We start from the raw sequence: 23,303 nt of genomic DNA on the forward strand, positions 1-23,303 counted from the left end.
GTAAATGACAAATCTCATAAAATTTGTAAAAATACTATAGTTTTTATCGGTTCATATAAACCTTTATTAATTCAAATAATTTTTGCTTTTGAATAGGTTTAGAAATAAAATCGTCAAACCCTAATTTTTTAATTTTTTCTAATTCCTCCTCAAAAGAATAGGAAGTTTGAGCTATAATTGGAATTGTCGGATTAAATTTTCGAATTTCAATGAAAGCCTCATAACCATCAAGATTTGGCATTTTTATATCCATCAAAACTAAATCAATTTCTTGATTCATTTTACAAAATTCTACTGCTTCTAATCCATCTTTTGCACGAATAATTCTAAAATTATAGCTTTTCAAAATATTTTCAATAAGCAAAAAATTGATATTATCGTCTTCGGCTACCAGAATAACTTCCTCTTCACCTAAACTAGTAGTTGCTTTAATCTGCGAAACAATCGCTTCTTCACTTTTTTTCTCAAGAGCAAAACAAAGTGGAATGGATATAAAAAAAGTAGAACCAACACCTTCTTGAGAGGTAAAGTTAATTTGACCTCCAACCATATCAACATATGCTTTTGAAATTGCCAAACCTAATCCAAGTCCTTCATTAGCTGAAATTCCTTTGGCGTTAATCTTACTAAATCGTTTAAAAATATTCTCTTGAAAAGCTTTTGGAATTCCTATTCCAGAATCTTTAACACTGAAATTAATTTTATTACTTTTCTCATCAACTTCATAATCTAAAATAACAAATCCTTCTTCAGTAAACTTATAAGAATTATTCAATAAATTAGTAATGACTTCACCTAATTTTACTTTATCTGAAATAATTTGTTTTTGAATAGGTTTTTCAGGTTTGATTAATTTAAATTCTACTTTTTCATTGCTGTAAAGCTTTTCATATGATAGAAAAATTTGTTGAATAAAATCGTCTAAATCAAATGGCTGCAAGTTTGGTTTAATTAATTGAGAATCTATTTTAGACATTTCGACTAAATCGTCAATAATTTCCAGAAGATTTTTTCCGCTTTGCTGAATTACTTTTATGTATTCGTTTCGGTCTTTTTCAGACAATTTAGAATTAGAGAGTAATTCAGAAAATCCTAAAACTGCATTCATTGGAGTTCTAATTTCGTGTGACAAATTCATCAAAAAAGCAGATTTTAATTTATCACTTTCTTCTGCTTTATTTTTAGCAATTTCAAGTTCCTTTGTCTTAGATTGATTCTCTTCAAACAATTTTCCAATATATCTAAATTCGCCTCTAATATTTTTTAATGACTGAATTGCATTTTTATCACCATTCTTTAAAATTTTTTTGATAAAACTCAATGGAAGCTTTGACCATCTGTTGGCATAATAGTAATAAACAATCCATGATAAAATCAAAGCAATAGTAATAACGATTAAAATGAATTTAGTTATCCAAAAATCAATATTATAAGCTCTTTTATAAATAAGCTGCTGAATAGTTTGATTCTTATAATCCTTTAGCGGTTTAACAAAATAAACTGCTTTTGATTTTTCTTCTGGATACTTAAAAAAATCAATATTTGATGTGCTTATTTTTTCAAAATTGGCGAAATATTCATTATCTAAAAGTCTAGCCATAAAAAAACAACCCGAAGGTTTTGTCTTATTTTTATATGGGTCATCTGAAGGATGAATGGTTGCTCCATATACTTCAACAACGCCTTCTGGAATTTTGATATAAAATTTATCTACTTTTTTAGCTAATAATTTAGTTATAGCTTCGTGTGGAATAAATTGAACTGTTTTAATCTTTGGAGTTGAAACTTTTGTTAAAAATGCTCCTTTTGTATCATAAACACAAACATATTCAACTTTATAATTATCTAAAATATTGGCAACCGAAGTATTAAACCATTTGACATCTTTAGTTTTTACAAAATCAACAAATTCATCCCAATAAGTAATTTCAACAGCTAAGGAAGTATAATTTTCAGAATTTAGTTTTATTAAAGAATTTATTTCATTCTTATAAATCTTATTACTAGAATCATAAATATCTTTTTCTTGTACTTTCATATAATAGTACAACGAACCCACTAAAACCAATAGTCCAAAAGACATTAGTGAAAGTAAACTTATTACTTTTGTATAGGTAGAATCTGCATTTTTAGGGAAAATAAATTTCACACCATATCGTATTAGATGTTAAATTTATATATTTTTTTCAATAATTATAAAATATTTAATGAAAAATAAAGACTATTTAGTAAAAATTCTACAAAACCAACAATGAAGTGTTTTTAATAATTTGCAAGGATTTACTATACCAAAACAATTCGAAATCATCAAATTGTTGTTCAAAATGAGATTTCAGTTGAGCAAAAGTGAATTTATTTTCATTAAAAACCGAAACTTTTTCTAAAACTTCAACCAACCATTTTCCTTCTTCTGCATTTAAGGAAATATCATAAGTCTGCGTTTTATCATGAAACGTTAATTTCATCATTTGCCAAGTATTTCCTTTTTTGGATTTTGTAAAGATTTCAGTTTGAGGTTTCCCTCCTATCCAGACAATTTTAGCATTGGATTTTGTAGAGAAATTTTGCTCTTTTTGAAGACAATTATAAATAAAATCAGATGGAATTTTTGTTTTTGGAATTTTAAAATCAAACCAATCTTGTAAATCGTAATCGAAACAGATTCCGTGCATGTAATTGAATAACGATTTCTTTAATCCAAAACTGAACTTATCGTGATTGATTCCGGTTTTGTCTTTAAAATTAATATCATTATTGGCAAACGTAATTTTATTTTGTTCCGGAATTACTCCAAATTCTTCAGGAAACATTCCCACCGGAGAATGTGCAGTCATCGCAAATTGATGCCAAAAACCACTTTGCAAAACACCTAATTCAAACAATTGACGCACCATTTCCAAACTATCCACCGTTTCCTGAATGGTTTGTGTTGGGTAACCATACATCAAATAAGCGTGAACCATAATTCCTGATTCCGTAAAATTTCTTGTAACTTGTGCTACTTGCTCAACAGTAACTCCTTTTTTGATTAGTTCTAAAAGTCGGTCCGAAGCCACTTCTAATCCACCTGAAACAGCTATACAACCTGATTCTTTTAATAACAAACACAAATCAGCAGTAAAGCTTTTTTCGAAACGAATATTTGTCCACCAAGTAACAACTAATTTCCGCTTGATAATTTCTAAAGCTACTTCTCGCATTAAAGCCGGTGGCGCTGCTTCATCTACAAAATGAAATCCATTTTCGCCTGTTTGAGCGATTAATTCTTCCATCCTATCAACCAAAATTTTGGCCGCAATGGGTTCATATAACTTTATATAGTCTAGAGAAATATCACAAAATGTACATTTTCCCCAATAACAACCATGCGCCATTGTAAGCTTATTCCAACGACCATCGCTCCATAAACTATGCATTGGATTGGCAATTTCTATAACCGAAATGTATTTATCTAACAACAAATCAGAATAATCAGGCGTTCCTACTTCTGCTTGTTTGTAATCCTGTTTTGTTGCATTATTTTTATAAACTACTTGGTTATTTTCTAAAATAAAAGTTCGTTTCAAAGGCATCTTGAAATCACCAGATACAACAAAATCATAAATTAATTCAACAGGAAGCTCTCCATCATCTAAAGTAATAAAATCGAAGAATTCAAAAACTCTTTCATCTTTTAATTCACGCAATTCAGTATTCGGAAAACCGCCACCCATCGCAACTTTTACAGTTGGAAAATTAGCTTTTAAAAACTGAGCACAACGAAAAGCGCTGTATAAATTTCCTGGAAAAGGAACAGATATTAAAACTAATTTGGGCTGTACTTCGTCTATTCTATCTTCTAGAATTTTAATTGTGATTTCGTCAATGTAAGTTAATTCGTTTTGCAAGTGATTGTATAATTCATCAAACGAATTCGCACTTCTTCCCAAACGCTCTGCATAACGACTAAAACCGAAATTCTCATCGACACGCTCAACAATAAAATCAGATAAATCTTCTAAATATAATGTTGCTAAATGTTTGGCTTTGTCTTGCATTCCCATACTACCAAACGCAAATTCCATATCGTCTAATTGGTCAAATCGCGATGCTTCAGGTAAAAAATTTCCTGAACAAATTTGTCGCGCCAATGAAGGATTCTTTCCTTGAAGAAAGGTAATTACAGCATCAATGGTTTTGATGTAATCATCTTTTAGAGAATAAATTCGCTGTGAATTTGGTTCAAATTCTTGAAACTCAGAACTCGAAACTTGAAACAAACTTTCTAACCCTTTTTTTGAAAACAATTCTAAAATCACTTCAATACCTAAATCCATTTGAAACGATGAAATATTTTTGGTATTCAAAAAACCTTTTATATAAGCCGTTGCTGGATACGGTGTATTCAGTTGGGTAAAAGGTGGAGTGATTAATAGTGTGTTTTTCAAGGCATGGATTTTTTTGCAAAGTTAAAACTAAAAATCGTTTCGAGCTAATTTGTAATAATTTGGATACAATGTCTTTTTAAATTGTTATTTTTGCGAAAATGTTTTTCAGTATGCGCTATATTTTCTTTATATTAATCTTATTTATTTCTTATAGTTCCTTTTCTCAAGACTTTCAATGGGTTAAACAAATAAGTGGAGATAACAAAGATTTCACAAATTTTATAGAAATTGACAATTTAAATAACAATTACTCATTAGGTGTAACTGAATCAAGAATCTTTGATATAGACCATAGTCCAAATAATATTCAAATAATTGATAACACTAATACCTGGGGAAGTCCATTAAGAGAAATATATCTCATAAAGACAGACGAAAATGGGAATTTTATTTGGGGACGAACATACAGCATTAGAAAGTCAGGGGATGAAGTATATGGATTAAAAATTGGAAATGATGGTTTTGTATATATTCTTGCAATGGTTTCCGAATTTGATTCTTCATCGAATGTAATCTATGGTTATGTTTCAATTATTAAAGTTGATCCAAATGGAAATGAAATATCTAGGTTTAAATTCAGAAATTTAAACAGTTGGCAAACAGGCACTCTACATGTAAACTCATTTGACATAGACTCTATTGGTAACTTCTATATAACCGGATATTTTACTAATAATGTAAGTCTAGTATTATCAAATCCCAATTTTGATTTAAATGCTAATGGAATTGGTTCATACATTATAAAAGTTGACAATTCAGGCAATATTATTTGGAAAAAAACATTTGATTATCTCGCTTCAAGAGATGAAATGATAAATTTAGGAAATGATGGAAATCCTTATCTGTTAATTAATACAGTTGATACCAATAATCAAAACACACAAAGACTATTCAAAATTGATTTTACAAATGGAAATACAATATGGGAAAAGGAATTTGAATTTCAAATACCAGAACTTTTTCATATTTCAAATAATGGTAATTTAATAATTGGAAGTAGTTGGAATAAAGAAATAGGTGAAAATATTGATGTAGACCCATCAAACAATACTTTTCTATTAAATGGAAACGGATATAACAATAGGTATTTCTTAAATTTAAATAGTGATGGTGATTTTATTCAAGTTAAAGAATTTAGAGGAAATGGTTCATTCGGTGCAAATATGATAATCCCAAGAAGAATCGCTTCCGATAATTATAACAATTATTATATAGTTGGAGAATTTGGTGGAACAGTTGATTTCGACCCTTCGATTAATTCACACTCATTAACCGCTGAATCAACACAATTAGGTGAAGGTTTTTATCTAAAATTTGATGTTAATTTAAATTTTATTACAGCATTTAAAATGGGTAAATTAACTCCCCAGACGAATCCTTACCATAACTGTTATGGATTTGTTTTTAATGATATAAAAATTAAAGATAATGAGATTTATTTTGTTGGAGAGTTTCAATGGTGGGCTGACTTTGACCTATCTAATAATGTAGTTTCTTTCAATTCCACTAGTGGAGGAACTATTTATAAAGATGGTTTCATTTTGAAACTAAGTAACTGTGACACAACAATTCCTTTAGGTAATTCAATTCAAACATTTTGTTCAAGTCTAAACCCAACTATTGCTAATTTAACTCCCAATTCTGGTATAATAAAATGGTATGATAGCCAAACTTCTACATCACAACTTCAAAATACTCAGGCTTTAATTAATGGACAAACTTATTATGCGTCTAAACAAGTTGGAAATTGTCCTGAGAGTACTGATAGATTACCTGTTACAGTTTCAATAGTTCAATCGCCATCAGCTCCAAATTTAACAAATCAAGACTTTTGTGAAAGTGAAAATGCTACTTTAAGTTCACTTAATATCGTAGGACAAAACTTAACTTGGTACGACTCAAACAATAATATATTACCAAACAATACCATTTTAATTAATAATGAAACCTATTATGTAAGCCAAACAATTAACAATTGTGAAAGTGACAAAACCTCTTTTACTGCTATTGTTAATCCTAATGCATTACCAACACTTACATCACCACAACAATTTTGCATCCAAGAAAACGCAACGTTAAACAACATTGCAATTTCAGGTCAAAATATACAATGGTATGATGCTGTAACTGGCGGAAATTTACTACCAAACACAACACCTTTACAAAACGCAATAACTTACTATTCCTCGCAAACTATAAATGGATGTGAAAGCACTAGAGTTCCCGTTTTAATATCTATTCAAAATACTTCAGCTCCATCTGGAAATCAAAATCAAAGCTTTTGTAGTACCGAAAATGCTACTTTGAACAATATTGCTATAACTGGAACGGATATTATTTGGTATGATAGTTTAACTGGAAATACTATTTTGCCAACTTCTACTCTATTACAAAATGGAGTAACTTATTATGCTTCACAAACTGTAAATGGTTGTGAAAGTCAAACAAGGTTAGCTGTTTCAATTCAACTTATCAATACATTAAATGCTAATAATTATTCTGAAACTATTTGTGATGATTTGAATAATGGTTTTGAAACAACAACCCTTTCCAATTACAATTCGTTACTAATATCGTCGACTGGAAATATTTTTAAATATTACAATTCTTTAAACGGAGCTCAAAATCAGTTGACTTCAGATGAAGTACAGAATAGTTCTAATTACAATTTATCACTAGGAAATAAGCTTTTCTATGTCAGAATTGAATCGCCAAATACTTGTTTCCAAATTGTAACACTTAATTTAACTTTAGTTAGTAAACCATTTATCAACATTAATGATGTTATGCCAATTTGTGAAGGAAGTTCAATCACAATTGATGCAGGTTTTGGATATGATAACTATACTTGGTCTACGAATGAAACAAGTTCTTCCATCATAGTTACGCAACCTGGAAATTATTCAGTGACTGCTTCAGAAAATCACGGCACTTTAGTTTGTTCTACTACTAAAAATTTTACTGTTGTAAACTCCAACATAGGAACCATTTCAGAAATTATTACTTCTGATTGGACACAAGATGAAAATACAATTTCTGTTTTATTATCTTCAAATAGTGCCGGCATCTACGAATATTCTTTAAACGGAATTGATTTTCAAGACAACAATACTTTTTATGGTTTAGAAAATGGGGAATACACAGTTTTTATTCGTGACAAAAATGGATGCGGTGTAAGTTCAGAAGATGTTTATTTATTGATGTATCCAAAATATTTCACTCCAAATGGAGATGGATATAATGATTATTGGAGAATTAAATTTTCAGAAAATGAGCCAAATTTATTAGTTACAATTTTTGACAGATACGGAAAATTAATTACACAATTTTATTCAAATAGTAATGGTTGGGATGGAACATACAATAACAAAGAACTTCCTTCAACAGATTATTGGTTTGTAGTAAAAAGAGAAAACGGAAAAGAACACAAAGGGCATTTTTCTCTGAAAAGATAATTTCATAAGCGTTTGTTAAACCAAGACAATAGCATAGAAAAATTGATTATTTTAGCAAAAAATAATTCTAAAATGCCAAACGACAGTATAACGTATCAAAATTCAGGATATTTTTCAAAACTAATTGTTGATTATTTAGACCAAAAGGCTGAATTAAAAACTTTATACAATCGTTTTCCAACATTAGAAAACTTTAAACTTCAAATTGAAGAAAAAAGTAAAAATTTCGCTATTGAAAACCGTGAAATATTAGCAAAAGTATTAACAAATCAGTATAATAGGTTTGAAACTTCAGAAGCCACTACTGCAAATATTGAACTTTTAAAAAATTCAAAAACCTTTACCATTACAACTGGTCATCAGTTGAATTTATTTACCGGACCATTATATTTTTTATACAAAATTGCTTCCGCAATTAAGCTGTGTAAAGAATTAAAATCAAAATATCCCTCTCATAATTTTGTTCCCATTTATTGGATGGCAACAGAGGATCATGATTTTGATGAAATCAATTATTTCAATTTTAAAGACAAAAAATTCAGATGGAATAGAGAGAGTAATGGCCCTGTTGGACGTCTTTCAACAGAAGGGTTAGATTTGGTCTATGACGCATTTTCTAAAGAGATTGGAATAGGAAGAAACGCAAACTACTTACTTGATTTATTTAAAAAATCATATTTAGAACATCAAAATTTAGCCAATGCTACCCGATTTTTAGCAAATGAATTATTTAAAAATGAAGGATTAGTTATTGTGGATGGTGATAGTAAAGAATTGAAAAAACTTTTTGTTCCGTATATAAAAAAAGAATTAGTTGAACAAATATCTTTTCAAAAAGTAAACGAAACATTACCTAAACTTAAAGATTACAATATTCAGGTAAATCCGAGAGAAATTAATCTTTTTTATATTCAAAACGAATTAAGAGAACGCATTATTTTTGATAAAGGAAATTACAAAATTAATAATACACTTTTATCATTTTCAGAAAGTGAAATCCTTACTGAACTAAATAAAAATCCGGAAAATTTCAGTCCAAATGTCATTTTAAGACCATTATATCAAGAAATAATTTTACCAAATTTATGCTATATTGGTGGTGGTGGAGAAATCGCATATTGGTTAGAGTTAAAATCAAATTTTGAAGCAAACAACGTTACATTTCCAATGCTTTTGGTTAGAAATTCTATGCTTTTAGTTACAGAAAAACAAGCATCAAAATTGGATAAATTAGGTTTAAGTTGGAATGATATTTTTATGTATCAAAAACAACTTTCTGACAAAAAAACAAAAGAATTTTCTGCATTCACAATCGACTTTTCTAAACAAAAAGCAATTTTGAAAGAGCAATTTAAAACATTACTAGAGATTGCGAGCCAAACTGACAAATCATTTATTGGCGCTGTAAAAGCTCAAGAAGCAAAACAACTCAAAGGTTTAGAAAATTTAGAGAAGCGATTATTGAAAGCTGAACGTAAAAATCATGCTTCAAAATTGGATCGTATTTTTGAAATCCAAAATGAGTTATTTCCAAACAAAAGTTTGCAAGAAAGAAATCAAAATCTAACATCTTTTGTCTCTGAAGTAGATGATTTTGAAAGTTTTGTAACAAAAATAATTACTGAACTTTTACCATTAGAGCAAAAATTTTCAATTACTATTTTATAATTTATCGATAAAATACTTTTTTATTCGATAAAAAGTATTATTTTTCATTTTTTTAACAATAATTTTACTTAATACGTGCTTTTGTAACAATATTAATTTACAATGTTAAATTATTATTATATTTGCACACCTAAATTAATTTTAAACCCCTATGAAAAAAATTACTTTTTATTCAACATTATTAATTACACTTTTAGCTTTTTTCGCTTTTAGAAATATACTTATCGAAAACAGTCTGGTACAGATAAAAGGAGGAACATTTAAAATGGGTTCAAAAGATTCTGACGGAAACGCAGAAGTAGATGAACAAAAAGAACATAGTGTAACTTTAAACTCATTTGAAATTAGCAAATTTGAAGTAACTGTTTGGGAATGGAAACAGTTCATCAAAGCAAATAACATGAAAATGCCCGTAAAACCAACTTGGGGATGGCAAGATAATTATCCAATTAATGGTGTTACATGGAATGAAGCAATTGCATATTGTAATTGGTTGAGTATTAAAGAAAAATTACAACCGTGTTATACTAAAAAAGGACCAAATTTTATTTGCAACTTTAAAGCTAATGGTTATAGATTACCTACAGAGGCTGAATGGGAATTTGCAGCCAAAGGAGGAACGCTTACAAAAATGTTTAAATTTAGTGGCAGTGATAAACTTGACGAAGTAGCTTGGCATAAGGCTAACAGCAACGGCCAGCCACACACAATAGGAACAAAATTACCAAATGAATTAGGCGTATATGATATGAGTGGAAATGTTTGGGAATGGTGTTGGGATTGGTATAACAAAGATTTTTACAAACAAGAAAAAGGAGACAACCCAAAAGGACCAGAAATGGGAGAAAGAAGAACTGTTAGAGGCGGTTCTTGGGATAGTCAACCAAACTACATTAGACCAGCAAACCGAATTTCTACAATTCCATCAAAAACACATGAATTTTATGGATTTAGAGTAGCTCGAACTGTTACAAAATAATAAAAAACAATATTGCAAAACCTAATTAAAATAGTACCTTTGCAAAAAATTTAAAAAATGGCAACAAACAGAACTTTTACAATGATTAAACCAGATGCTGTAGAAAACGGACACATTGGTGGAATCTTAAACATGATTACTGAAGGTGGTTTCAAAATTGTTTCTTTGAAACTAACTCAATTAACTATTGCTGATGCTCAAGCTTTTTATGCTGTTCACGCAGCAAGACCATTTTTTGGTGAATTAGTTGAATTTATGACAAGAGGTCCTATCGTAGCAGCTATCTTAGAAAAAGAAAATGCTGTGGAAGACTTCAGAACTTTAATTGGAGCTACAAACCCAGCTGATGCAGCTGAAGGAACAATCCGTAAAAAATATGCAACTTCAATCGGAGAAAATGCAGTTCACGGATCAGATTCTGATGAAAATGCAGCTATTGAAGGTGCTTTTCATTTTTCAGGAAGAGAGCAATTCTAATTTTAGAATATTATATAAAAATCCCGATTCAATGAGTCGGGATTTTTTTTACTTATATTTTTCCATTATCTCTTTAACAACCATATCGGTTTGCAGAAAACGAGCTTTTCGATCCAGATTTTTTGGTGGAGCAACTCTTTCTATACAATCCGAAATTGAACAAGATTCACAGGTCACCCCTACTTTTCTTCGTTTAATATTTTCATCTTGTAAAAAAGCTATTCTACTTAAAGAATGTTGATTAATCATTATACCTAAAGCAATACTTCTATAATACCCTTTTCTAAAAGGATCTTTTGTAGCAGAAGAAATTACAAAATATTCATTATCTGTATGATTATAAGAAGATATTTGACTATCTAATACATGACTTTCACTTGTTTCAGTCAAACCTTGAATTGTTTTTAAAGATATCCACCTGCGACAATAATGTTCATTGCGTTCATTCGCATGTGGTTCTAATAAATTTGTAATATGTAATTCTTTGGTCAACTGAAAATCACCACGTTCAGGTTTGTAACTAAATCGCAAAAAGAATAAATTTTTCAGATTAAAATCTTTTGGTAATACATTCGTTAATCGTTGATAAAATGTTTCGGGAGAATCTGTAAAACTATCCATCAATAATTGAAAATCATAAGTAGAAAAAGTTTTCTGCTCAAAAAACAATTTCAGTGACGCAACTAATGATTTACGCGGTATTAACAATGCTCCTGCAAAATATGAAGCAATAAAATTATTTAAAACCTGATCAAAGCTATCAAATTTTATCCATGAAAAAGTAAACAATCTATCTGTTATATTCAAAAAATTGTAAGCAATTTCTTTTGCATAAATAAACATTCGTTGTGAATCATCGGTTTCAGAGGAAACCAAAAGAGTTTTAGAACTTAGTACAAAAACAGAACGCAAATTATTCAATTCTTTATGCTGTGTTAATTCATGATTATTAATTGTATAACCATATTCTTCAACTAAAATTTCTTCAAAATCTTTTGAATTTAGACGTTTGTTTAAATCAACTGAATATGCTTTAGCAAATTTTTCAACCTGAAACTCAATCTCTTCAAAGTAATTATTATTAGCTTCCTGGTATGAACGTAAAGCCGCTAGAAAGAAACTTTCACGTGTTAAATTATAGTGCTTAGCAATTTCAAAAAGCGTACTAATAAAGGCATTAACCTTTACTGGGGCTTCAGCAATAATATCAATTAAATCGCTTTCTTTAATTCCAAAAATATCCAATGGAATCTCTTTTAAAATTCTGGACTGCAAAATTTCTCCAATTGGCGCCAAATTTTTATCCAATTTTAAAGAAACCAATTGATCATATGTAGTATCCAAGGCTTCAGCTAAAAGTACGATTTTATCTCTTTTAGGATATTTTTTCCCTTTTTCAATTTCGTTTAAATACGATTTAGACAAACCCGTGATTTTTGCCAAACCAAACAACGATAGATTTTTTTCGGTTCTAATTTGTTTCAATTTTAAACCAAAAATCAAACGAATATATTCTTCTTCAATCATCAATAAACTATTTATAAAAAATTAAAAATCTTTTACTCTTTGCCTCATTTTACAATAGAAAACAAATATAATACATTTTTGCGAAAAACATTTTTTAAATTTATTTTACATTTTTGCGAACGTTCGCTTGTTTTGTGTTTTTAAATTTTATAATATTGTGCCAATCAAATAAATAAACTTTCTAAATATGGAAACGAATATCTCGCGACTTCAAGTAAAACAACAAGAAAAGTATCCTGAAATTCTTTCAGATGGTGCTTTACAATTTATAGAAAAGCTACAAGTAAAATTCAATCCGAAAAGATTAGAATTACTAGAGAAGCGAAAGGAACAACAAAAACGTTTTGATTTAGGCGAAAAACCTCAGTTTCCAAAAGAAACATTAGAAATAAGAAGTAGCAATTGGACAGCCGCACCAATTCCAAAAAATTTACTAGATAGAAGGGTTGAAATTACAGGACCTGTTGACCGAAAAATGGTTATTAATGCATTAAATTCAGGCGCGAAGGTTTTTATGGCTGACTTTGAAGACAGCTGTTCTCCTACTTGGTCTAACTTATTAGAAGGTCAACAAAATTTAAAAGACTCCATAAACAAAACCATTTCATTAGTACAAAATGATAAAAAGTATGAGTTAAATAATCAAACAGCCACACTTTTAGTTCGTCCAAGAGGCTTGCATTTAGAAGAAAAAAACATTCAATTAGATGGGGAAAATTTTTCTGGTGCTTTAGTAGATTTTGGTTTATTCTTTTTTCACAATGCAGAAACTCTAATAAAACAAGAATTAGCTCCATTTTTCTATTTACCAAAATTAGAACATTATGAAGAAGCTCGTTGGTGGAACGATGTTTTTTTGTATGCACAAGACTACTTCAAAATTCCTATTGGAACAATAAAAGCAACCGTGTTAATTGAAACAATTACAGCAAGTTTTCAGTTAGATGAAATTATATATGAATTAAAAGATCATATGGCTGGATTAAATTGTGGAAGATGGGATTATATTTTCTCATATATCAAGAAACTAAAATTGCAGCCTAGTTTTATGATCCCAGATAGAGACCAAGTTACAATGACCAGTCCTTTTATGAGCGCCTATTCTCAAAGAGTAATTCAAGTATGCCACAAAAGAAATGTACTAGCTATTGGCGGAATGGCAGCACAAATTCCTATAAAAAATGACGATCATGCAAATGAAATAGCTTATGAAAAAGTAAAAACAGATAAAGAAAGAGAAGTCAAAAACGGACACGACGGCACTTGGGTAGCTCATCCAGGATTAGTTCCTCTAGCAATGAAAGTTTTCAACGAAAATATGCCAACAAAAAACCAAATGCATATTAAAAGAGCTGAATTGAATATAACAGAAGAACAATTGTTAGAACTCCCGAAAGGAACCATAACAGAAAATGGAGTCCGTAAAAATATTAACGTTGGAATTTTATATATCGAATCTTGGCTAATGGGTGTAGGCGCTGCAGCATTATATAATTTGATGGAAGATGCTGCCACAGCCGAAATTTCAAGAACACAATTATGGCTTTGGTTACATAAAGAAGTTAATCTTGAAAATGGAAAAAAATGTAACGCGGAACTATATCTAAAGTACACTTCTGAAGAATTAATTAAAATCAAAGCTTATGTTGGAGAAGAACGATTTAATTCAGGAAAATTTGAATTAGCGACTAAACTTTTCACAGATATGATATTAAATTCAGAATTAGACGAGTTTTTAACCTTGAAAGCATACGAATATATTGACTAACAAAAAACTGCCGAATGCTGCAACATCCGACAGTCTATCCATAAATAATTACAAAATAATAACTATCTAAAAACACCACAAAATTATGAAAACTGAAGAAAGAATTCAACAATTAGTTACAGATTGGACAACAAATCCAAGATGGAAAGGTATCGAAAGACCTTACACAGCAGAAAAAGTAATAGAACTACAAGGTTCATATCAAATAGAATATTCTATTGCACGCCGTGGAGCTGAAATTCTTTGGAACAAATTAAACAATCAGGATTGGGTTGCTGGTTTAGGCGCATTAACAGGAAATCAAGCTATTCAAGAAGTAGAAGCTGGATTAGAAGCTATTTATTTGAGTGGCTGGCAAGTAGCTGCAGATGCAAATGTAGCTGGCGAAATGTATCCTGATCAATCTCTATATCCTGCTAACAGTGTTCCATTAGTTGTTAAGCGTATTAACAACGCATTGTTACGCGCCGACCAAATTCAGTCTGTGAACAAAGTTGAAAACAAAAAAGATTATTTAGTTCCAATTGTTGCTGATGCTGAAGCGGGTTTTGGAGGTAACTTAAATGCTTTTGAACTCATGAAAAGTATGATTGAAGCTGGTGCTGCAGGAGTTCACTTTGAAGACCAACTTTCATCTGCAAAAAAATGTGGCCATTTAGGCGGAAAAGTTTTAGTTCCCACACAAGAAGCTATCAATAAATTAATTGCTGCACGATTAGCGGCTGATACAATGGGTGTTCCAACATTAATTGTGGCTCGAACCGATGCAGATGCTGCAAATTTATTAACCAGCGACATTGATGAAAGAGATAGAAAATTTATTACTGGAGAGAGAACTCCAGAAGGTTTTTTTTACGTTGATGCTGGAATTGAACAAGGAATTGACAGAGGATTATCATATGCTCCATATGCAGATTTAGTTTGGTTAGAAACTTCAACACCAGATTTAGAAGAAGCTAGAAAATTTGCCGCTGCAATCCATGCACAATATCCTGGAAAATTATTAGCATATAATTGTTCTCCATCATTCAATTGGGCTGCAAAATTATCTGTTGCGCAAATGGAAACATTTCGTGAAGATATTGCAAAAATGGGATATAAATTTCAATTTATAACATTAGCTGGATTCCATGCTTTAAATACATCAATGTTTGAATTAGCTTTAGCATACAAACGCAAAGGAATGGCAGGGTATTCAGAATTACAAGAAAAAGAGTTTGCTTTACAAGCTGAAGGATTTAGAGCTGTAAAACATCAAAATTTTGTAGGAACAAGTTATTTTGATGAAGTTCAAAATGCAGTCACTGCAGGATTATCTTCAACTGTAGCGATGAAAAATTCTACAGAAACCGCACAATTTTAATCTTATTAGTCTTTAATTTTTGGTTTGTTGAAGTCCCATTTCTATTAAGAATTGGGGCTTTTTTTATCGTAAAATCAGATTTGTCACTACATCTTTTCGAAGTTCTTCGTTAATCATTTTGATGATTTTATCTTTTCCATAACTCAATTCTTCTCTCAAAACAGCTGAAGACAAAGCTACATATAAAGTAGAACCTTTTAATTGTATTTCGGTAGTATAATTATTAACACCATTTCCCATTAAATTTTTCCAAGCATCACGAACATTAACAACATTCATACCTGCTTCCAACTTGTTTTGAGAAATAAATTGTTTCAACACATCTCCAATAGGACTTTCTTCGTTGAATCGTTTTGCCATACCTATTTAATCGAAAATTTAACGGGTCTTTTGTAGTGATACTCCAAATCTTGCTGGTTTTTGACCACTAATTTATCTTTAGATAATTCAATAATTTCTTCGTTCCAATTAGCATAATTTGTTTTATACTGAATAGTAGCATCACCATCTTTAAGCACAACAACAACACCTTCTTTTAAATCATTTGTTAAATATGTCCCATCAATTTGCGGCATTACTTTGCTACGAAAACCTTTTTTATCAGTAATTTTAAAAAAGTCTATAGTTTCATTTACCTTGTATTCTTTCTTATTACCATCAGGGAGCTCAACTTTTTCAATTTCCCAATAACCATTTAAATTTTGCAAATCAGCTTCAGAAATAGATTGTTTACAGGATAAAAACAATCCAAAAACAAAAAATAATATTATTTTTTTCATTGTACACACATTATTATGGTATAAAATTACAATTATTTATCTTTCAAATTAAACTATTCCTTACTTTTATTGTCTAATGAATATGTAACCATTTTATAAATACTATGAAAAAAATTCTATCCCTATTTGTACTTTCAACTCTATTTAGTTGTGGTTCCGATGATTCAGCAACTCCTTCAACTCCAGAAGAGCAAATGTACTTCCCCCCAATTGGTTCAACGGTTTGGGAAACAAAAAGCATTGCTAGTTTAGGTTGGAATCAATCACAAGTACAACCATTATTAGATTATTTAGAATCTAAAAACACCAAAAGTTTTATAATATTACAAAATGGAAAAATTGTGATGGAAAACTATTTCAACGGTCATACCTCAACTGATACTTGGCAATGGAATAGTGCAGGAAAAACGCTTACTGCAACAGTTACGGGAATAGCTCAACAAGAAGGTTTATTAAATATAAACAATAAAGTTTCCGATTATCTTGGAACAGGTTGGACTAGCGAATCTATTGATAAAGAAAACTTAATTACTTCTAGACATTTACTAACCATGACATCTGGAATTAATGACGAGAACGACTTAGTAACAATAACTAACATGATCTATTTAGCAGATGCTGGCTCAAGATGGTCTTATCATAATGTATTTCAAAAACTAATGGATGTGGTAGCTGCTTCTAGCGGACAAACCTATGAAAATTATTTTAATTCTAAATTAAAAAATAAAATTGGGATGGATGGCTTTTGGAACAATGGTATCATTTATAAAATATACCATAGCAACACTCGAAGCATGGCCAGATTTGGACTCCTTGCTTTAAATAAAGGAAAATGGAACAATGAACAAATTATTAATGAAACGTATTTTAACGAAAGTATTTCTACATCACAAAACATTAATCCATCTTATGGTTATTTATGGTGGTTAAATGGAAAATCAAGTTATATGGTTCCTGGTAGTCAAACACAATACAATGGTTTCTTAGTACCTAATGCTCCAGCAGAAATGTATGCTGCTATGGGAGCTTCAGACCAACGAATTTATATAATTCCAAGTAAAAAAATAGTCATTATAAGAATGGGAGAAGCTTCAGATCCAACAAATCCAAGTTTTGCAGTATCGGGATTCGACAATGCTTTATGGGAAAAAATAAATGCTGTTATCAACTAACAGCATTTATTTTTATTTTTTTACTTTCTTTTTTGCACTTGTAAGTTTAATAAAAACATACATTAATATTGCGAACGAAACTAACCTTAAAGTCAAATAAATCGCATCTATTTCATCAAAAGGAATGGCAATTAGAGCGAGTACTAAAGCTGCAATTAGCAACTTAACCATTTTATATTTTAAAAATTCCATCAGCTTTTATTTAAAAAATGAATCTACAAATTCATACTTATTGAATACCTGCAAATCTTCTATTCCTTCACCAACACCTATATATTTAACTGGAATTTGAAATTGATCTGAAATTCCAATCACTACACCTCCTTTTGCAGTTCCGTCTAATTTTGTTACCGCTAAACATGAAACTTCAGTAGCTGCAGTAAACTGTTTTGCTTGTTCAAAAGCATTTTGCCCTGTTGAACCATCCAATACTAAAAGTACATCATTTGGTGTATCTTCTACCACTTTTTGCATTACTTTTTTTACTTTAGAAAGTTCATTCATTAAACCAACTTTATTGTGTAAACGACCAGCTGTATCAATAATAACAATATCTGCATTTTGTGCTACAGCGCTTTGTAAAGTATCAAAAGCTACAGAAGCAGGATCACTTCCCATTTGTTGTTTTACTATTGGCACACCTACTCTATCTGCCCATATTTGCAATTGATCAATAGCTGCAGCTCTAAAAGTATCAGCAGCACCAAGAACTACTTTATATCCAGCTTTTTTAAATTGATATGCTAATTTCCCAATTGTTGTGGTTTTTCCTACACCATTAACTCCAACTACCATGATTACATATGGTTTTTTATTGGTTGGAATTGAAAATTCAGTAGCTTCTCCTGAGTTAGTCTCAGATAATAAGCTAGCAATTTCTTCACGAAGAATTCCATTTAATTCATCGGTTCCTAAATACTTATCTTTGGAAACTCTTTCTTCTATTCGATTAATAATTTTAAGTGTTGTATTTACACCTACATCAGAAGACACCAATATTTCTTCTAAGTTATCAAGAACCTCATCGTCTACCTTAGATTTTCCAGCAACAGCTTTAGTAAGTTTAGAAAAAAACGATATTTTAGTTTTTTCTAAGCCTTTATCTAAAGTCTCTTTTTTATCAGAAGAGAATATTTTTTTAAAAAAACTCATAGAATTTGGTTTGATTATTTTTTTTAAGCGATTGAAATCATCAATATCTTAATACTGCAACAAATGTAAAAATAAAAAAGCTACTTTCAAACGAAAGTAGCTTATCTATATAATTGTTTTATGAATTATTTCTTTTTCAAGAATTCATCTACTAATTCAGGAGCCATCACAGATTCAACGAATGTGTAAGCGCCAGTTTTTGGAGATTTAACCATCTTAATAGCTTTGGTTAATCTTTTAGAAGCTGTTTGTAAAGTTGCTACGGTTTTCTTTGCCATGACTTATCTTATTTAATTTCTTTATGTACAGTTACTCTTTTTAAAATTGGATTAAATTTTTTAATCTCTAATCTATCTGGAGTATTTTTTTTATTTTTTGTAGTAATGTAACGAGATGTTCCAGGAACTCCTGAAGTTTTGTGCTCCGTACATTCTAAAATAACTTGGATTCTATTACCTTTCTTTGCCATTTTGATATATATTATTGCGGATTATACAGATTTTACAAATCCGTTTGCTTTTGCATTTTTCAATACAGCAGCAATTCCATTTTTATTAATAGTTTTTAATGCAGCAGTTGAAATTTTCAACGTTACCCATCTATCTTCTTCAGGAATGTAAAAACGTTTTTTTACTAAGTTAACAGAGAATTTTCTCTTTGTTTTGTTCATAGCGTGAGAAACATTGTTCCCTACCATTGCTCTTTTACCTGTAAGTTCACAAACTCTTGACATTATTATTCAGCTTTATTTCGTTATCTAAAATCAGGGTGCAAAGAAACAAAATCGATTTCATATACACAACTATCTTTTATTATTTTTTTAAAATTTCTTTATAAATGAGTTCCAATGCTTTACTAACCGCCCTATCTATTACCTTTTCACGTGGTTGACCAAAGTTAAACTCTTCAACATACACATCATTTGGACATGCAATTGCAATAAAAACTACTCCTAATTCCGCATCAGCATCACCTTTTAATGGCCCAGCATTTCCTGTCGTAGCGATTGCATAATCTGACTTTGTCAGTTTTTGAACGCCTAATGCCATTGCTTTAGCTACTTCAATACTAACCACACCATATTTATCTATAATTTCTTTTGAAACATCTAAAATATCAATTTTAGTTTGCGTAGCATAACTTACAACACTTCCTTTAAAGTAATTTGAAGCCCCCGGATTTGCAGTCATTAAAGCAGCTATCTTTCCGCCTGTACAACTTTCCGCAGTTGAAATTGTTACCTTATTTTCAGTCAATAATCTTCCTAAAACTACTTCAATAGGCTCATCTTCATTATATCCAACAATAATCTCGTGAATCAATAAATCAAGCTTTTGAACTTGTCTTTTTATTTCATTTTTTAACAATTCTTCATCTGTTCCTCTTGCTGTTAATCGTAAACGAACTTTTCCAGGACTTGGCAAATAAGCTAGTTTTATAAAATCTGGCAAACTATCTTCCCATTCTTCAATTTGTTCTGCAATCAAACTTTCTCCTCTCCCATAAGTCATAATTGTCTGATGCACAATGTAAGGGCGCTCAAACTTTTGAATTAAATTAGGAATTACTTCATTATCAATCAAATATTTCATTTCAAACGGCACTCCTGGCAAGGAAATAAAAACTGTATTTTCTTTTTCCATCCACATACCTGGGGCAGTTCCTGCTTTATTAAAAAGCACTTTTGCTTTGGTTGGCACCAAGGCTTGTTCTCTATTAATTTGAGTGATTGGCCGTTTGTAAAAACCTTCAATAATCTCTTTAACATGAAGTAAAACCGCTTCATTTTCAATTAATGTATCTTCAAAATAATCACAAAATGTTTTTTTAGTAATATCATCTTTTGTTGGACCTAGCCCACCCGTAATAATTACAACTTCAACATCATTTTGTAGTTTCTGAAAGGTATTTAAGATATGCTCCTTGTCATCAGAAATTGATAACATTTCATGTGTGGCAATTCCAATTTTATCTAATGCTTTAGCAATATAAGATGAATTTGTATCTACAATTTGGCCAATAAGAATCTCATCGCCAATTGTTACAATTGTGGCTTTCATAGGTAATATTTATAGTTTGGGAATTGGCAATTATAATTTGAAATCTTTTTTTATTTCTTTAATAGCTAAATCAATTCTATCTTTTAAAGATTTGTAAACTTCTTTAATTTCTTTTCGTTTTCCTTCAGCTTTTGCCCATGTCATAATCTGAATATTTTCTTCATAAGCCATATCCATTCCTAATAAATCTAATGTTGGCTTAATTTTATGACAAGCAGAGTAAGTTCTAGTATAATCTTTTTCTTCAATAGCAGTCTTAATAGATTTCATTTCGGCAGGTACTTCTTCTAAAAACAAAGTAACAATTTGCAAGGCAAACTCAGTATCATTTTCTGATATTTCATACACTTTTGCTAAATTATACTGTAACGCCATATTACTTGATTTGAATTTTAAACATTGATTTATTTTCAATAAAACCTTCTAAAACATCACCTTCAGCAACTTTAGCAACACCTTTAGGAGTACCTGTAAAAATAATATCTCCTTTTTTTAATGTAAAATATTGTGAAACATAAGCGACTAGCTCATCTATTTTCCACAACATTAAATCTGTGTTACCAACTTGCACTGATTTTCCATTAGATTTTAACTCAAAGTTAATATTTTCTACAGAAGAAAAATCTTTTTTCGATAAAAAGGCACCAATAACCGCTGAATGGTCAAATGACTTCGCTTTTTCCCACGGCAAACCTTTTTCTTTTAACTTAGCTTGAACATCTCTTGCTGTAAAATCGATTCCTAATCCAATTTCGTCATAATACTTATGCGCAAATTTAGCATCAATATATTTTCCAACCTTACAGATTTTTACCAAAATTTCTACTTCATGATGCACATCATTGCTAAATGCGGGAATTACAAATGGCGTTTTTTTAGGTAGTACCGCTGTATCTGGCTTCATGAAAATTACAGGTTCTGTAGGTTTTTCATTGTTTAATTCCGAAATATGGTCAACATAATTGCGACCGATACAGATTATTTTCATAGTTCTGGTGATTAGTAAATAGTAAAAAGTAATTAGCAACTATTCACTAATTACTTTTCACTAATCACTTTATTTAGTATTTAACTTTCTCAATTTTATTCCTGTCAACACTTTTTTAGTATATAATGGAAAATCAGCATTTTGAATCCAACCAAAATAACCTGGTTCTTTATCAAAAACATCATCTACCAAAGCTCCTTTGTGTTTTCCGAAAGTAAAGATTTCTTTTCCTTCATTATTCAAAGCAATGAATCCAGCAAAATCAACTGATTTTTTTCGTGTTGTAAATTCAGATAACGATTTCATATCATTTTCTAAATTTTCATATCTATCTAATTGTGATTTTAAGATTTCGTAAGTTGCCATCGTATCAGCTTCTGCACTGTGGGCGTTTTCTAAACTTTGCCCACAATAAAACTTGTATGCAGCACTCAAAGTACGTTCTTCCATTTTATGAAAAATCGTTTGAACATCTACAGAAACTCTATTTTTCATATCAAAATCTACTTCAGCACGTAATAGTTCTTCAGCTAAAAGTGGAATATCAAATCTATCCGAATTAAATCCAGCCAAATCAGAATCTTTAATCATATTATGGATTTGAGACGCTAACTCTTTAAATGTTGGCTCATTGGCTACTTTTTCATCAGTAATTCCATGCACTGCTGTCGTTTGAGGCGGAATTGGAATGGTAGGATTTACCAACCAAGTTTTACTTTCTTTATTTCCGTTTGGATATACTTTAAATATTGATATTTCTACGATTCGATCTCTTGCTACATCAATTCCTGTAGTTTCAAGGTCGAAAAAGCAGATTGGGCGTGTTAATTTTAATTCCATAGCGATTTTATATCCTACAAAGATAAATGAAGATTTTTTTATTTACTAATTCTTGAAAATTTATAGTAAATAATTAATTCGGCAACCAATAAATTAAACGTCCAACCTGACCAGGCTGCAATCCTGTATGCATCCATCGGCAAAGGCTCAAAAAAGAAAACCAACAAATATTTGAACAATCGAAGTGAAATTGCAGATAATGTTAACGCAAAACTTCGAATAGCGAATTTTTGGTGTTTAATCACTTGTTTTTTTAAAATAAAATACAAAGACAAAAAAGTAAATAACATCCAAAAAGTTGACAATAACAAGAAAGAAACTTGTGCCAACAACCCACCATTTGCATAATATGACATTACCAAACCACTTGGCCCAGAAAGCAACAAAAGGATTCCAACATAAAATTTTCCTGAAATTCGATGCAATTGTATGTGTTTTTTTTGGATGTAATTTGAAAATTGTAATGCTCCAAAAATCATCAAAAATATACTTGTGTAAACATGCGTAAAAAAAGCAATTTTATAATGATTTAGGACAATTACTTCTTGTTTAATTCGTAAAAAAGCAACATCTGTATGATATGGAATATATTGAAGTGTTATCAATAAAAGTAGATATGAAAAATAAATATATCCAATCCACAAAAGG

General features: G+C 30.2%; 21 protein-coding genes. 7 read left to right on the plus strand and 14 right to left on the minus strand.

The genetic code is table 11. The features are described 5' to 3' along the window. Positions 1-43 precede the first annotated feature (43 nt). Positions 44-2,149: a response regulator gene (locus VK164_RS06400; protein ID WP_324208566.1), complete on the minus strand. Its 2,106-nt coding sequence runs from the start codon at positions 2,147-2,149 to the stop codon at positions 44-46. An 88-nt stretch (positions 2,150-2,237) separates the two neighbouring features. Further along, positions 2,238-4,427 (minus strand): B12-binding domain-containing radical SAM protein, encoded by a 2,190-nt coding sequence (locus VK164_RS06405; RefSeq protein ID WP_324208567.1) that lies wholly within the window; start codon positions 4,425-4,427, stop codon positions 2,238-2,240. A gap of 110 nt (positions 4,428-4,537) precedes the next feature. Here VK164_RS06405 and VK164_RS06410 point away from each other — a divergent pair, with 110 nt between their 5' ends. From VK164_RS06410 to VK164_RS06425, 4 genes are all read left to right on the plus strand, one after another. After that, entirely contained in the window at positions 4,538-7,882 is a 3,345-nt protein-coding gene (locus tag VK164_RS06410) for a T9SS type B sorting domain-containing protein (protein WP_324208568.1), read from the plus strand. A 72-nt stretch (positions 7,883-7,954) separates the two neighbouring features. Then, positions 7,955-9,550, plus strand: coding sequence for a bacillithiol biosynthesis cysteine-adding enzyme BshC (gene bshC / locus VK164_RS06415; RefSeq protein WP_324208569.1), 1,596 nt, complete (start codon positions 7,955-7,957; stop codon positions 9,548-9,550). A 151-nt stretch (positions 9,551-9,701) separates the two neighbouring features. After that, positions 9,702-10,529 (plus strand): formylglycine-generating enzyme family protein, encoded by an 828-nt coding sequence (locus VK164_RS06420; RefSeq protein ID WP_324208570.1) that lies wholly within the window; start codon positions 9,702-9,704, stop codon positions 10,527-10,529. 57 nt (positions 10,530-10,586) lie between these two features. Then, positions 10,587-11,006 carry a nucleoside-diphosphate kinase gene (locus VK164_RS06425; RefSeq protein ID WP_008253880.1) on the plus strand — a complete coding sequence of 140 codons (420 nt, stop codon included), beginning with the start codon at positions 10,587-10,589 and terminating at the stop codon, positions 11,004-11,006. 48 nt (positions 11,007-11,054) lie between these two features. On the opposite strand, the gene VK164_RS06430 is transcribed toward VK164_RS06425, so the two are convergent. Beyond that, a complete protein-coding gene (locus tag VK164_RS06430; RefSeq protein WP_324208840.1) occupies positions 11,055-12,530 on the minus strand; it encodes a helix-turn-helix domain-containing protein in 1,476 nt (491 codons plus the stop codon). A gap of 190 nt (positions 12,531-12,720) precedes the next feature. Here VK164_RS06430 and aceB point away from each other — a divergent pair, with 190 nt between their 5' ends. Both aceB and aceA read left to right on the plus strand, forming a co-directional pair. Further along, positions 12,721-14,301, plus strand: coding sequence for a malate synthase A (gene aceB, locus VK164_RS06435; protein ID WP_324208571.1), 1,581 nt, complete (start codon positions 12,721-12,723; stop codon positions 14,299-14,301). Positions 14,302-14,386: 85 nt separating this feature from the next. Beyond that, positions 14,387-15,664, plus strand: coding sequence for an isocitrate lyase (gene aceA / locus VK164_RS06440; protein WP_324208572.1), 1,278 nt, complete (start codon positions 14,387-14,389; stop codon positions 15,662-15,664). 63 nt (positions 15,665-15,727) lie between these two features. Here the strand turns inward: aceA and VK164_RS06445 are convergent, their stop codons facing one another. Together VK164_RS06445 and VK164_RS06450 are read right to left on the minus strand one after the other, a co-directional pair. After that, complete coding sequence (locus VK164_RS06445) at positions 15,728-16,024, minus strand: DUF721 domain-containing protein (protein WP_324208573.1); 297 nt, start codon at positions 16,022-16,024, stop codon at positions 15,728-15,730. Positions 16,025-16,026: 2 nt separating this feature from the next. Further along, positions 16,027-16,443 (minus strand): lipocalin family protein, encoded by a 417-nt coding sequence (locus tag VK164_RS06450; protein ID WP_324208574.1) that lies wholly within the window; start codon positions 16,441-16,443, stop codon positions 16,027-16,029. Positions 16,444-16,547: 104 nt separating this feature from the next. Between VK164_RS06450 and VK164_RS06455 the strand changes: the two genes are divergently transcribed. Next, a complete protein-coding gene (locus VK164_RS06455; RefSeq protein WP_324208575.1) occupies positions 16,548-17,615 on the plus strand; it encodes a serine hydrolase in 1,068 nt (355 codons plus the stop codon). Positions 17,616-17,813: 198 nt separating this feature from the next. Here the strand turns inward: VK164_RS06455 and ftsY are convergent, their stop codons facing one another. From ftsY to VK164_RS06500, 9 genes are all read right to left on the minus strand, one after another. Next, complete coding sequence (ftsY, locus tag VK164_RS06460) at positions 17,814-18,767, minus strand: signal recognition particle-docking protein FtsY (RefSeq protein ID WP_324208576.1); 954 nt, start codon at positions 18,765-18,767, stop codon at positions 17,814-17,816. Between the two features lie 125 nt (positions 18,768-18,892). Continuing rightward, positions 18,893-19,045, minus strand: a complete 153-nt coding sequence (locus VK164_RS06465; protein WP_113988621.1) for a DUF4295 domain-containing protein — start codon at positions 19,043-19,045, stop codon at positions 18,893-18,895. Positions 19,046-19,053: 8 nt separating this feature from the next. After that, the gene (gene rpmG / locus VK164_RS06470) at positions 19,054-19,236 is read right to left on the minus strand and encodes a 50S ribosomal protein L33 (protein ID WP_008253902.1); all 183 of its coding nucleotides are present in this window, start codon (positions 19,234-19,236) and stop codon (positions 19,054-19,056) included. A gap of 21 nt (positions 19,237-19,257) precedes the next feature. Further along, positions 19,258-19,500 (minus strand): 50S ribosomal protein L28, encoded by a 243-nt coding sequence (rpmB, locus tag VK164_RS06475; RefSeq protein ID WP_008253904.1) that lies wholly within the window; start codon positions 19,498-19,500, stop codon positions 19,258-19,260. A gap of 79 nt (positions 19,501-19,579) precedes the next feature. Further along, positions 19,580-20,827, minus strand: a complete 1,248-nt coding sequence (locus VK164_RS06480) for a CinA family nicotinamide mononucleotide deamidase-related protein (RefSeq protein WP_324208577.1) — start codon at positions 20,825-20,827, stop codon at positions 19,580-19,582. Between the two features lie 30 nt (positions 20,828-20,857). Beyond that, a complete protein-coding gene (locus tag VK164_RS06485) occupies positions 20,858-21,202 on the minus strand; it encodes an Hpt domain-containing protein (RefSeq protein WP_166235925.1) in 345 nt (114 codons plus the stop codon). Position 21,203: 1 nt separating this feature from the next. Next, positions 21,204-21,815: a fumarylacetoacetate hydrolase family protein gene (locus tag VK164_RS06490; RefSeq protein ID WP_324208578.1), complete on the minus strand. Its 612-nt coding sequence runs from the start codon at positions 21,813-21,815 to the stop codon at positions 21,204-21,206. A gap of 69 nt (positions 21,816-21,884) precedes the next feature. Next, complete coding sequence (locus tag VK164_RS06495; protein ID WP_324208579.1) at positions 21,885-22,655, minus strand: 3'-5' exonuclease; 771 nt, start codon at positions 22,653-22,655, stop codon at positions 21,885-21,887. 38 nt (positions 22,656-22,693) lie between these two features. After that, a complete protein-coding gene (locus VK164_RS06500) occupies positions 22,694-23,260 on the minus strand; it encodes a DUF2306 domain-containing protein (RefSeq protein WP_324208580.1) in 567 nt (188 codons plus the stop codon). Between the last annotated feature and the right edge of the window lie 43 nt (positions 23,261-23,303).

Source organism: Flavobacterium sp. (assembly GCF_035299005.1).
Classification (GTDB): domain Bacteria; phylum Bacteroidota; class Bacteroidia; order Flavobacteriales; family Flavobacteriaceae; genus Flavobacterium.